The 12340-nt window shown below is 47.0% G+C and carries 14 protein-coding genes; 5 read left to right on the plus strand and 9 right to left on the minus strand.

What is annotated here, in order from left to right; genetic code table 11:
* The first annotated feature begins 67 nt into the window (after nt 1–67).
* Together gap and ACFQRK_RS21770 are read left to right on the plus strand one after the other, a co-directional pair.
* A complete protein-coding gene (gene gap, locus ACFQRK_RS21765; protein ID WP_379010348.1) occupies nt 68–1072 on the plus strand; it encodes a type I glyceraldehyde-3-phosphate dehydrogenase in 1005 nt (334 codons plus the stop codon).
* Entirely contained in the window at nt 1065–1505 is a 441-nt protein-coding gene (locus ACFQRK_RS21770) for a GNAT family N-acetyltransferase (RefSeq protein WP_379010350.1), read from the plus strand. Before gap ends, ACFQRK_RS21770 begins: the two co-directional genes overlap by 8 nt.
* A gap of 53 nt (nt 1506–1558) precedes the next feature.
* Here ACFQRK_RS21770 and rplT read toward each other — a convergent pair whose 3' ends face one another.
* From rplT to thrS, 4 genes are all read right to left on the minus strand, one after another.
* On the minus strand, nt 1559–1903 hold the full coding sequence (gene rplT, locus ACFQRK_RS21775; RefSeq protein ID WP_090629378.1) for a 50S ribosomal protein L20: 345 nt from the start codon (nt 1901–1903) through the stop codon (nt 1559–1561).
* Between the two features lie 97 nt (nt 1904–2000).
* The gene (rpmI, locus tag ACFQRK_RS21780) at nt 2001–2201 is read right to left on the minus strand and encodes a 50S ribosomal protein L35 (protein WP_090629323.1); all 201 of its coding nucleotides are present in this window, start codon (nt 2199–2201) and stop codon (nt 2001–2003) included.
* A 34-nt stretch (nt 2202–2235) separates the two neighbouring features.
* Nucleotides 2236–2805, minus strand: coding sequence for a translation initiation factor IF-3 (gene infC / locus ACFQRK_RS21785; RefSeq protein WP_379010351.1), 570 nt, complete (start codon nt 2803–2805; stop codon nt 2236–2238).
* A 13-nt stretch (nt 2806–2818) separates the two neighbouring features.
* Nucleotides 2819–4744, minus strand: coding sequence for a threonine--tRNA ligase (thrS, locus tag ACFQRK_RS21790; RefSeq protein WP_379010352.1), 1926 nt, complete (start codon nt 4742–4744; stop codon nt 2819–2821).
* 127 nt (nt 4745–4871) lie between these two features.
* Between thrS and ACFQRK_RS21795 the strand changes: the two genes are divergently transcribed.
* From ACFQRK_RS21795 to ACFQRK_RS21805, 3 genes are all read left to right on the plus strand, one after another.
* Nucleotides 4872–5495, plus strand: a complete 624-nt coding sequence (locus tag ACFQRK_RS21795; RefSeq protein ID WP_379010353.1) for a 7-carboxy-7-deazaguanine synthase QueE — start codon at nt 4872–4874, stop codon at nt 5493–5495.
* A gap of 127 nt (nt 5496–5622) precedes the next feature.
* Complete coding sequence (locus ACFQRK_RS21800; RefSeq protein WP_379010387.1) at nt 5623–6006, plus strand: DUF1573 domain-containing protein; 384 nt, start codon at nt 5623–5625, stop codon at nt 6004–6006.
* A gap of 119 nt (nt 6007–6125) precedes the next feature.
* Nucleotides 6126–7322 (plus strand): pyridoxal phosphate-dependent aminotransferase, encoded by a 1197-nt coding sequence (locus ACFQRK_RS21805; RefSeq protein WP_379010354.1) that lies wholly within the window; start codon nt 6126–6128, stop codon nt 7320–7322.
* On the opposite strand, the gene cmk is transcribed toward ACFQRK_RS21805, so the two are convergent.
* The 5 genes from cmk to yihA all read right to left on the minus strand — a co-directional run bounded on the left by cmk (nt 7317) and on the right by yihA (nt 12319).
* A complete protein-coding gene (gene cmk, locus ACFQRK_RS21810; RefSeq protein ID WP_379010355.1) occupies nt 7317–7979 on the minus strand; it encodes a (d)CMP kinase in 663 nt (220 codons plus the stop codon). The two genes, ACFQRK_RS21805 and cmk, sit on opposite strands and share 6 nt — an antisense overlap.
* A 3-nt stretch (nt 7980–7982) precedes the next feature.
* On the minus strand, nt 7983–8396 hold the full coding sequence (locus ACFQRK_RS21815) for a hypothetical protein (RefSeq protein ID WP_379010356.1): 414 nt from the start codon (nt 8394–8396) through the stop codon (nt 7983–7985).
* Nucleotides 8397–10721, minus strand: a complete 2325-nt coding sequence (topA, locus tag ACFQRK_RS21820) for a type I DNA topoisomerase (RefSeq protein WP_379010358.1) — start codon at nt 10719–10721, stop codon at nt 8397–8399. It lies immediately after the preceding gene.
* Nucleotides 10722–10859: 138 nt separating this feature from the next.
* Nucleotides 10860–11708, minus strand: coding sequence for a UbiA-like polyprenyltransferase (locus ACFQRK_RS21825; protein ID WP_379010359.1), 849 nt, complete (start codon nt 11706–11708; stop codon nt 10860–10862).
* Nucleotides 11705–12319 (minus strand): ribosome biogenesis GTP-binding protein YihA/YsxC, encoded by a 615-nt coding sequence (gene yihA / locus ACFQRK_RS21830; RefSeq protein ID WP_379010360.1) that lies wholly within the window; start codon nt 12317–12319, stop codon nt 11705–11707. The genes ACFQRK_RS21825 and yihA overlap by 4 nt, the downstream gene beginning before the upstream one ends.
* Nucleotides 12320–12340: the final 21 nt, after the last annotated feature.

The raw sequence follows: 12340 nt of genomic DNA on the forward strand, positions 1-12340 counted from the left end.
TTGTTTCGCCGGATACTAATCAAATGCGTAACTTTGACCATGGTAAACCCACGATACCCCGACTGAAATGCTCAATATCGCCATTAATGGATTTGGCCGTATCGGCCGCAACACGCTCCGCAACTTATTATTAAGAAGGTATGCTGACATCAATATCATCGCAATCAATGATTTAGCAGATTCGCAGACGCTGGCCCACCTATTTAAATACGATTCCGTACATGGCCCTTATCTAGGCACAGTTGACGTAACTGAAAACAAATTGATTATCGACGGCCAAGCCATCACCGTGCTCAACGAACGAATACCGGATCACCTCCCCTGGAAATCGCTGGGTATCGATCTGGTGGTTGAGTCGACTGGAAAGCATCTCACACAGGAAACAGCATCCGGCCACTTGGCGGCAGGTGCCCGCCAGGTGGTTATATCGGCCCCTTCGCCGGATAAAGAAATCCCAACGGTGGTCCTGGGCGTGAATGATACGTTGATTGATCTGCACGCTCCCTTATTGTCGAATGCATCGTGTACAACCAATAACGTCGCACCATTGATAAAAGTGCTGGACGACAATTGGGGCATCATTGATGGCTACATCACCACTGTGCATAGCATGACCGGCGACCAAAACCTGCACGATGCGCCGCACAGGGACCTTCGCAGGGCGCGAGCCGCTTCGGCATCGATCATTCCCACTACTACAGGTGCAGCGAAAGCGGTAACGAATGTATTTCCCCATCTTGAAGGTAAGTTAGGAGGCGCGGGCATACGGGTACCCGTATTGAACGGATCACTTACCGACTTCACCTGCATATTGCGCACTCAGCCCACGGTTGACGAAATCAACCATACTTTTAAAACGGCCGCAGAGGAAACGTTAAAAAACGTTCTGCAATATACAGAGGACCCGATTGTATCGGTCGATATCATTAACAGCCCCTACTCCTGCGTTTTCGACGCGCAGTTGACGTCAGTTGTCGGCGGATTGGTGAAGGTCGTCGGATGGTACGACAACGAATACGGCTATTCGAATCGTCTGGTGGATGTATTAGCTAAAATCGGTGGACATGGTTAAATTCATTACGGCTGATGAAACGCTCGCTTTGCGCAGTCGCGTACTTCGAAACGGCGCGCCGATGGCAGCTTGTCACTTTCAAGGCGATAATGATGAGGCAACATTTCATATGGGCTATGCAACTCCGGACGATGCTATCGTAAGCATCTTATCCTGCCAGTACGAACCGATGGAAGACCATGAAGGAGTAGGATATCGGCTGCGTGGAATGGCAACGCACCCAGACTGGAGCGGCAAGGGTATCGGTTCGACCTTACTAACCGCGGCAATCGAGCATTTAACCCACGTATTGAAAGCGGATTATCTGTGGTGTAATGCCCGAAGGGTTGCATATGATTTTTATTCACACCTTGGCTTCGACTTCGTTTCCGATGAATTTGAAATCCCCCAAATCGGACCACATCGGGTGATGTATCTCGCGTTGGGCAACTAAAAAAGGAAGCCGTTGGCTTCCTTTTTCTAACAAATCGATATCGGGTTTAAACTTTATTTCACTGCATCAACTACGGCCTTGAATGCCTCAGGATTGTTCATGGCCAAATCGGCCAATACCTTGCGGTTCAACCCGATGTTTTTCGCATTCAACTTACCGATTAACTGCGAATACGAAATTCCGTGTTCGCGGGCACCGGCGTTGATACGTTGTATCCATAAAGCTCTGAATTCCCTTTTTTTGGTTTTGCGGTCGCGGTAAGCATACTGCAATCCTTTTTCTACTGTATTTTTCGCAACGGTGTATACTTTGCTGCGCGCCCCATAGTAGCCCTTGGCCAATTTGAGGATTTTTTTGCGTCTTCTTCTTGACGCTACTGCGTTAACCGAACGTGGCATAATCTTTTGATTTTTGGTAACAGGCGCCGTGTTTCACAACGGTCTTACAACCCAGTACCCGGTTACTAATTTTGATTTTTACTTCCTTTACTTCCGTTTATTTGCCGATCGCAAGCATACGTTTTACGTTGCCCATATCTGCTTCAGACACTAAACCGGTTTGCGTTAGATTGCGTTTACGTTTTGTGCTTTTCTTAGTCAGGATGTGACTCTTGAACGCATGTTTCCGCGCAATTTTACCTGTTCCAGTAAGCTTGAAACGCTTTTTTGCACTGGAATTGGTTTTCACTTTTGGCATGATTTATTGAATTATATATCGATTTGTTATTTCGTTATTTCTTTGCTCCCACTTTGGGTGCTACCGTCAGGAACATCCGTTTTCCTTCCAACTTCGGAAGCAGTTCCACCTTGCCGTATTCCTCCAACGCCTGAGCAAAACGTAGCAACAGGATTTCTCCCTGTTCCTTATAAACAATTGCACGGCCCTTGAAGTGAACATATGCGCGTACTTTCTCTCCGGCTTCCAAAAACTTGATTGCATGCTTAAGTTTGAACTCGAAGTCATGATCGCTGGTGTTCGGACCGAAGCGAATCTCCTTGATAACCGTTTGCTTCGCGTTCGACTTGATCTCTTTCTGCTTCTTCTTCTGTTCGTAGATGAACTTGCTATAGTCGATAATCCGGCAAACCGGAGGATTAGCATTTGGCGAAATTTCAACTAAATCCAGCTCCAATTCGTCGGCCAATTCCAAAGCCCTACGCGTTGGATAAATCCCTTGCTCTATATTTTCGCCCACCAATCGTACTTCCGGTACTCGGATATTCTCGTTAATGCGGTGTTCCGGCTCCTTTTTCTTAAACGGAGGTCTTGGGCCTCTGAATCCTGGTCTATTTAATGCCAAATGTCTAAAATAATTAAACGGTTATTTCTTTAATTAACTGTTCGCTAAACTCATCTATGCCCATCGTTCCTAGGTCACCTTGGCCGTGTTTCCGAACAGAAATCGTGCCGTTTTCGGCTTCTTTTTCACCAACGATAAGCATATACGGGATTTTCTTTAATTCTGCATCCCTGATCTTGCGACCTACCTTTTCATCCCGTAGGTCAACCAAGCCGCGAATATCGGAATTATTGAGGGATTCCAAAAGTTTTTTTGCATATTCTTCGTATTTTTCGGACACGGGAAGAATGATAAACTGCTCAGGTGCAAGCCACAAAGGGAACTGCCCTGCACAATGTTCAATCAATACGGCTACGAAACGCTCCAATGAACCAAACGGAGCCCGATGAATCATTACCGGCCGGTGTTTGGCGTTGTCACTACCGGTATATTCCAATTCGAATCGTTCGGGCAGGTTGTAATCAACCTGGATAGTTCCCAATTGCCATTTACGGCCCAGCGCATCTTTGACCATGAAGTCAAGTTTCGGTCCATAAAAGGCCGCCTCGCCCAATTCGATTACCGTCTTTAGCCCCTTTTCTTCCGCTGCCTCTATGATGTCCGTTTCGGCCCGGTCCCAGTTTTCGTCCGATCCAATATATTTCGCACGGTTTTCAGGATCGCGCAATGAGATTTGGGCAACGTAGTCTTCGAAACCCAGCGCCCCAAATACATAAAGCACCAGGTCAATTACCTTTTTAAACTCGTCTTTTACCTGGTCCGGACGACAAAATAGGTGAGCATCGTCTTGCGTGAATCCCCGCACACGGGTTAGTCCATGCAACTCCCCACTCTGTTCGTAACGATAAACTGTACCGAACTCCGCGTAGCGGATCGGCAGATCTTTGTATGAGCGAGGCTTGGTTTTGTAAATCTCGCAATGATGGGGGCAATTCATCGGCTTCAACAGAAATTCCTCCCCTTCTTGTGGTGTGTGAATTGGCTGAAACGAATCTGCGCCGTATTTCTCGTAGTGGCCAGAGGTGACGTACAGGCTTTTATGTCCGATGTGGGGCGTCACCACCGGTTCATACCCTGCCTTCATTTGGGCCCGCTGCAAAAAATCGATCAATTTTTGCCGCAACCGCGCTCCTTTAGGCAACCACAAGGGAAGTCCCAATCCTACCTTTTCAGAAAAGGCGAATAATTCCAGTTCCCTTCCCAGTTTCCGGTGGTCACGCTTTTTCGCCTCCTCGATCATGTGAAGGTAATCAGCCAACTCACTGGCTTTGGGAAATGTCACGCCATAAATACGAGTGAGCTGCTTCCGGCTCTCGTCACCGCGCCAGTACGCACCGGCGACGTTCGTCAGTTTCACGGCCTTAATAAAGCCCGTGTTAGGGATATGGGGCCCGCGGCACAGGTCGGTAAAATTGCCTTGGGTATAAAATGTTATGCTGCCATCCGGCAGATCCTTAATTAAATCGAGTTTATATTCATCACCTTTTTCTGTAAAATAAGCCTCCGCATCGGCTTTGCTCACCGGTTTGCGCACATATTCCGACTTAGCACGGGCAAGTTCGATCATCTTTTCCTCGATCTGTTTGAAATCATCGGAAGAAAACTCGCGATCACCAAAATCAACGTCGTAATAAAATCCGGTTTCGATAGCCGGACCTATACCGAACTTGGTGCCGGGGTAAAGTGCTTCCAACGCCTCAGCCATCAAGTGGGCCGATGAGTGCCAAAAGGTCGATTTTCCATCTTTATCATTCCAGGTAAGCAGCCGTAATGTGGCATCTTCGTTTAAGGGACGCGATGCATCCCATACTTCGCCGTTTACTTCCGCCGCCAGTACGTTGCGGGCTAAACCTTCTGAAATGGATTGCGCGATTTCAATCGCGGTGACTCCTGGTACATACTGACGCCGGGAGCCGTCTGGTAGGGTAATGTTAATCATCTACAACTATGATTTTTTGTTAAAAACTGTATTTCCACAAACCACCATACAAAGGTGATTCATCATTGGGGCACAAAGATACGGAAAGAGAATGATTTTCCGTATCTTTGCAACCTCAAAATCACGCATGGCACACCAAATTCCAGACGATGGCTCCCAGCTTCCCTTAATGGAAGAATTTTACACCATTCAAGGGGAAGGGTATCATACCGGCAAGGCCGCATATTTCATCCGCCTGGGCGGGTGCGATGTAGGATGCCATTGGTGCGATGTAAAAGAAAGCTGGGATGCCGAACTGCATCCGCTTACGCCGGCCGACGCGATTATTGAACACGCTAAACAGTATCCGTCAAAAGCCGTGGTCGTAACCGGCGGAGAACCCTTGATTTACAACCTTGATTACCTCACGAAAGGATTGCAGGCGGCGGGCATCAAAACGTTTATTGAAACATCCGGTGCCTATCCGTTGAGCGGTCACTGGGATTGGGTTTGCCTTTCGCCCAAGAAATTCAAGTCACCTTTGCCCGATGTTATCGCCGTGGCAGGTGAACTGAAGGTGATTGTCTTCAACAAAAGCGATTTCGCCTGGGCCGAAAAACATGCAACACTGGTCTCCCCTTCCTGCAGGCTTTATCTTCAGCCTGAATGGTCTAAGGCACAGGAAATGACGCCGCTTATTGTAGATTACGTAATGCAAAATCCCAAGTGGGAAATCTCTTTACAAACCCATAAATACCTCAATATCCCCTAGTTTAGCCAGATGGCGACAAATAGATTTCCCTAGCCATTGTTTTTGGAACATTTTTTGACTTATCAATTCTAAACAGTAAATTTGTACAACGATTACTAAAACAAAACATTTACTCAGAAAAAAGATGATGAAAAAATTTGTTTCTATATGCGCCCTATTGGTAGCTTTTGTGAGTACCACGGCGCTCGCCCAGCAGAATAGCAAAGCAGAATTTAAGTTTGACAAAGAAACCCACGATTTTGGTAAAATACCCCAGGGTAAGCCGGTTACTCACGTGTTTACGTTCACTAATGTGGGTACAGAACCGATTATCATCAACGAAGTGAAGCCGTCCTGCGGGTGCTCTGTAGCCGAATTCACCAAAACACCTGTAAAACCCGGAGAAACGGGCACGATATCGGTGACCTACAATGCAGCTGCAAAACAACCTTTTACCAAAAATTTTACGGTGCGATCCAACACCAAAACACCTGTAAAGACTCTCTACATCAAGGGAGAGGTAACCGGTTAATTTATAACATCTTATAAAAAGATAGGAGGCCGCTATTTTTTTAGCGGCTTTTTTTTGCTTTTAAATGAAAAGCTATGCTTAATATTGCGTCAAAATTAACATCGTATTAATACTGTGACATGCCCGCAATTAGTGTAAAAGGCGACGAAATGCCGGCTTCTCCAATCCGTAAACTTACCCCTTATGCTGAAAAAGCAAAGCGGGAGGGTAAACATGTATATCACCTGAACATCGGCCAACCCGATATCGAGACACCCCAATTGATGTTGGATGCCATTCGCAACATCGATTTCAAAGTGTGGGCATACACGCCGTCTGAAGGAACGGAATCCTATCGAAGGAAATTAGCCGGTTATTATAACACGTTGGGATACGATATAAACCCGGACGACATCCTGGTAACAAACGGCGGCTCTGAGGCGCTTTCCTTCGCCATGCAAACTTGCATCAACCCCGGCGAAGAAATTATCATTCCTGAGCCCTTCTATGCAAATTACAACAGTTTCACCCGATCAGCCGGTGTTAACGTAATACCTATACTCTCTCACATCGATCAGGGATTCGCACTCCCCCCTATCGCAGATTTTGAAGCGGCCATTACGCCAAACACGCGAGCTATTGCGATCTGTAATCCCAATAACCCCACGGGTTACCTATATTCCCGCGAAGAAATGGAAGCGTTAAGGGACCTCTGTCTGAAACACGATTTATTCTTGCTGGTCGATGAAGCTTATCGCGAATTTTGCTACGACGGCCGGGAGTTCATATCGCCCATGCAACTCGACGGACTGGAACAGCACACGGTAGTGGTCGATACGGTCTCCAAGCGTTACAGTGCTTGTGGAGCGCGACTGGGTTGTTTGATCACGAAAAACAGAGAGCTTTGGAATGCGGCATTGAAGTTTGCACAAGCCCGACTTAGTCCGCCGGCTGTTGCCCAGATTGCAGCTGAAGCCGCTATTGACACTCCACAGACTTATTTCGATGCGGTAAAAAAAGAATACACATTTAGGAGAGATACCTTGGTGGCAGGCCTTAATGCAATCAAGGGCGTATATACTCCAAACCCGGGAGGCGCCTTTTATGTGGTGGCCCGTTTGCCCGTTGATAATGCCGATAAGTTCTGCCAATGGATGCTGGAACATTTCTCTTATGAAAACCAGACCGTCATGATGGCCCCGGCAAGTGGCTTTTATAGCACGCCTGAAGCCGGGAAGAACGAAGTGAGGCTGGCATATGTACTGAATGTGAACGACCTGAAGCGGGCACTGCTTTGTCTTGAGCAGGGATTAGCGACCTATCCTGGCAGGCTATAACCGGTCAAGAACGAACTGTAGCTGCTCCTCCTCGTTGAGGTCGGTGTTGTCCAATACAATGGCATCCTCTGCTCGAATCAGTGGACTTTCTTCGCGAGTGGTGTCAATGTAATCACGGTGCGCTAAGTTTTCAAATACCTCTTCCAAGGTGATCGCCTCTCCTTTGTTTTTTAATTCCAGGTAGCGGCGTTCCGCGCGCACTTTGGGATCGGCTGTCATGAATATTTTCAAGTCAGCGTCGGGGAACACCGTTGTACCAATATCGCGACCGTCCATGACGATGTTACGCCGTTGTCCTAACTTTTGCTGCTGGGTAACCATCGCCGAACGCACGGCTTTGACCGCACTGACTTCGCTGACATAATCGGAAACGTACATCTGCCTGATTTCCTCGGACACATCTTCATCATTTAAGAAAATGGTGGTATTTCCGGCTTCGTTATGGAGATCAATATGAATCGCCGCTAAGGCCTGGATCACTTTTTCGGTATCCGTAATGGGGATATCGTTCCGTATAAAATATAACGTCACGGCCCGATACATGGCTCCGCTATCGACATAAACGTAATGGAGTTTCTTCGCCAGTGCTTTAGCCAGTGTACTTTTGCCACAGGACGAGTATCCGTCGATCGCGATGATTTTGTTTGTCCGGGCCATTGATCAGTTATTTCCTCCAATTAGTACCCCGGGTTTATTCAACACCGGTACTTTGATCAGGTTATCATCAATGATACTTTCTGGTAAAAAAATATATTTTTTATCGTAGATGGTTCCATCGATGTAATAACTGAGCCAATACTCATTGGTTAACCCGAATACCTGTTCATCGATCGCTTCGATTTTCGCATAGTCATGCGGATCGATATCGCCTATAAAGTGACGCAATATAGACGTTTTTACCTCTTTGTCGTCTTTAACACCGTAGCCTTTAGAACTAACCATCACATTTTTGATGGGTATGTTTTTTTCGTTGATCAGGTAAACGTTCCAGACTTTGCCGGTAGGCGAATCACTTTCAAGAACTACGGCGATCGAGATGTCATTGACTATATTTTCAGGCAGGTCTTTTTTCATTTACGATTTCTTTCCTTTTTTCTTTGGCTTCTTATCTCCAGCTTCTGCCCATTTTAAAACGTCTGCGTATGTTACAGACGCGACATCCGTTCCCTTGGGCATCTTGATATTCTGCTTGCCGAAGCGGATAAACGGTCCCCAACGGCCGTTTTCTATACGAGCATCCGGATTCTCGTCGAATACCTTGACTACCTTCTCGATGTCCCGTTGCCGCTTATCCTGAATAATCTGTATGGCAGTATCGGTTGTGACGCCGTGTGGATCAACATCCTTGGGTAGCGAATAAAAAGCATTATTATGGCGGATGTAAGGTCCGAATCTACCAATGGCTACCGTCATTTCCTTCCCTTCAAATTCTCCTATTTTTTTGGGCAGCTTAAATAAATCGAGTGCATCTTCAAAGGTGATGGTTTCAATCATCTGCCCCGGCCTTAAACTCGCAAAACGGGGCTTCTCCTCATCTTCGGCTGATCCGATCTGCACAATGGGCCCAAACCTTCCGATGCGCACACTGACCCGTTTCCCGGATTCAGGATCAATTCCTAATTCTCGTTCGTTGGTGGCGCGGTCGGCATTTTTGATGGTGGTTTCTACTTCCGTATGAAACGGCCCGTAGAAGCCCCGCAGCATGTCTGTCCACTCCTTCATTCCCTGAGCAATCTCATCGAATTCCTTTTCGACCTTGGCCGTGAAATTGAAGTCTACGATTCCTTTGAAATGTTCGACCAGAAAGTCATTTACCACCACACCGATGTCGGTAGGGAATAACTTGGCTTTTTCTGCGCCAGTGATTTCCGTCTTAACCAGAGTCGACAACTGGCCATTCTGGAGTTCTAGCACACGATAGTCACGAGACTTCCCTTCGCGATCTTCTTTGACCACATAGCCCCGATTTTGTATCGTCGAAATGGTGGGCGCGTAGGTGGACGGGCGGCCAATGCCTAACTCCTCCAGTTTTTTTACGAGACTAGCCTCTGTATAGCGGGCAGGCGGACGGGAAAAACGTTCAGTGGCGGTCATGGAGCGCAATTGCACCCGTTGGTTCCGCTGCAGGGGAGGGAGCAAGGTGTTCTCACCATCGTTGTCCAGATTAACGTCCTGCTCCTCGTCGGTCGATTCAAAATAGACCTTTAGAAAACCGTCAAATCGCATTACCTCTCCGTTGGCTACCAATTCTTCACGCCGTGTGGAAATGCCGATTTTCGCAGTCGTCTTCTCAAACTCAGCCTCGCTCATTTGGGAGGCTATGGCACGTTTCCAGATCAATTCGTACAGTCGCCTTTCTGCATGATCACCGTCGATGGTGTGCCGGTCGAAATACGTTGGACGAATGGCCTCGTGCGCCTCTTGCGCGCCGGCCGATTTGGTCCGGTACTGACGACGTTTATGGTAGTTGGCTCCATAGGCTGCTTTAATCTCCTCTTCCGCGCCTAACAGTGCCGTATCACTCAAGTTCACTGAATCGGTACGCATATAAGTGATTCTGCCAGCCTCATAAAGCCGCTGTGCTACCGCCATGGTACGAGCGACGGAAAAGCCCAATTTTCGACTAGCCTCCTGTTGTAGTGTAGAAGTCGTGAAAGGCGCTGCTGGATTACGTTTGGAAGGCTTGGTTTCCAAGCTATTCACTATAAAATCAGCCGTTACGCAGTCGGTCAAGAATTGTTCGGCATCCGCCAGGTCTGGAAAGCGCTGTGGCAATTCCGCCTTGAACGATTCTTTTGGATTGTCAGTCTGAAAAATAGCGACGAGTTTGAAGGCGGCCTCAGCCTGAAAACGGTTAATCTCCCGCTCGCGATCGACAATTAGCCTGACCGCTACAGATTGTACCCTTCCTGCCGAAAGAGAAGGCTTCACCTTTTTCCACAATACCGGAGAAAGTTCAAAGCCTACCAACCGATCCAGTACACGTCGTGCTTGCTGCGCATTGACCAAATTAAAATCGATTCTGCGAGGTGTTTCGATAGCTTTCAGAATGGCAGGTTTAGTTATCTCGTGAAAAACGATCCGCTTTGTACGACTGTCCTGAAGTCCCAACGTTTCATATAAGTGCCAAGAAATAGCTTCCCCTTCCCGGTCCTCGTCGGAGGCTAGCCAAACAGTTTCCGCTTCCTTTGCTAGTTTTTTCAGCTCGCTGACTACGGCCTTTTTATCAGCAGGCACTTCGTATTTTTGTTTAAAATTGTTTTCGACATCAATTGCATCGTCGGTCTTTACCAAATCGCGGATATGCCCGTAACTTGATTTGACCAAAAAATCTTTGCCCAAATATCCTTCTATAGTTTTCGCTTTCGCTGGTGACTCTACAATCAGTAAGTTTTTCATCTATAATCATTTGCTTTTTAGCGGTGATGAAGCTTGCATGAGTTATCTATGTTATTCGCGGGCCGGAACTCATGCTCGTTTCCCCATTCGTCATTTCAGATTTTTGCAAATAAAGGGATTTATTCAGGGAATGACAAATCAAAAAACCATATCCAGCAGGAAGAAACACGCAAATACAACGGAGGCAATGCCATTGGTCGTCATGAAGGCTCGGTTCACTTTGCTTAAGTCGGAAGGGCTTACAATTCGATGCTGATAGACGAGAAGCGCACAATAAAAAATCACACCGACCACATAAAATCCGCCGAGCTGAAAAAAAAACATAGGTAAGATTACAAAAATTGCAGACAGCACATGGAAAACCTCAGAAACACGCAGCGCTCTTCGCTTACCCAACCAGGCAGGAATGGAACTGAGGTGGTTTTGACGGTCAAATTCCTCGTCTTGCAATGCATAAATAATATCGAATCCACCTACCCAAAACAACACTGCAAGCGAATAGAAAATCGGAACGATGTGAAACATACCCGTTACCACGAGATAAGCCCCGATAGGTGCCAAACCAAGTCCCAATCCCAGAACGAGGTGGCATAGCGGTGTGATACGCTTCATGTAACTGTAACCCAAAATCACGGTCAGCGCTACCGGCGAAAGGTAAAAGCAAATCGGGTTGATAAACCAAGTGGTTCCAACAAACAGAATACAGTTAGCGACCGTAAATATCAATGCCTGCGAAGGACTGATCTTTCCCGACGGGATGTCACGCATCGCGGTGCGTGGGTTAATTGCATCAATATCTCGATCCAGGTAGCGATTAAATGCCATTGCGGCATTGCGTGCAAATACCATGCAACCTAGCATTAACGCCAATTTCAACCAATCAAATCCATAGGCGGTTGTATTGACGGCAAGGAAAAAACCGATGATGGCAAACGGAATCGCAAAAATGCTGTGTGCAAAAAGTACAAGGGAAAGGTATTTCTTCATGATGCCACGGTGGGTTCGAAGTTATTGTTAATTTCATCTATGGCCGCTAACAGTTGGTCGCAGCCCAATCGGGTTTCGGCTGACGTGAGAAAATGAGTTGGGACTTCTTCAAACCATTGCAATAGGGCATTACGGAACTTTTCGATATTCGATTGGGATTTTACGGTCGAGAGCTTATCGGCCTTGGTAAAGACCAGCATAAAAGGCACTCCATTTTCCCCTAACCAATAGCAGAAATCCAAGTCGATTCGCTGGGGTTCATGCCGACTGTCGACTAATACGAATACGCATTGCAGGTTTTCCCGCAGTAATAAGTAACGACGGATAAATTTCTCCCAGGCGGCACGGCTGGATTTGGAAGCTTTAGCAAAGCCATATCCCGGCAGATCGACCAAATACCAAGCGTCGTTGATCAAAAAATGGTTGATCAATTGCGTCTTTCCCGGTGTCTGTGAAGTCTTCGCTAGATGTCGATTTCCTGTCAAGGCGTTGATTAACGAGGATTTACCTACGTTGGACCGTCCAATAAATGCGTACTCTGGCAACGTGGGAGTAGGTAGTTTATCCACACGGGTATTACTACTTATGAAGGTCGCCGTTTTTATGATCATGATGCAAAGGTAAAAGATTGG

The organism is Parapedobacter sp. GCM10030251 (assembly GCF_042666505.1).
Taxonomy (GTDB): domain Bacteria; phylum Bacteroidota; class Bacteroidia; order Sphingobacteriales; family Sphingobacteriaceae; genus Parapedobacter.